Source organism: Motilimonas sp. E26, assembly GCF_021278025.1.
GTDB lineage: Bacteria > Pseudomonadota > Gammaproteobacteria > Enterobacterales > CBDFNC01 > Motilimonas.
The window spans coordinates 1-337 of record NZ_JAIBHJ010000084.1 but is presented as its reverse complement, the minus strand read 5'-3'; the positions used below and the strand labels follow the sequence as shown (position 1 = coordinate 337).

At 44.2% G+C, this 337-nt stretch carries 1 tRNA gene; it reads right to left on the bottom strand.

What is annotated here, in order from left to right:
• Positions 1–238 precede the first annotated feature (238 nt).
• Positions 239–325, bottom strand: a tRNA-Leu gene (locus K1M91_RS21235).
• Positions 326–337: the final 12 nt, after the last annotated feature.

Sequence of the window (337 nt, the reverse complement as noted above, 5' to 3'; positions counted from 1 at the left end):
AGAGGTTGCGTCTCTCTACAATGCAGCTGAACTAATACCGCATCACATTTAGCTCATAGTTTAGATAAGTCACAACAGAGGTTGCGTCTCTCTACAATGCAGCTGAACTAATACCGCATCACATTTAGCTCATAGTTTAGATAAGTCACAACAAAGGTTGCGTCTCTCTACAATGCAGCTGAGCTAGTACCGCATCATAATTAACTCAATTAGAAGCTGAGTTAGACTTTAGAACTAATGGTGCCCGGGGCCGGACTTGAACCGGCACGCTCTTACAAGCGAGGGATTTTAAATCCCTTGTGTCTACCAATTTCACCACCCGGGCGACACTAAAACT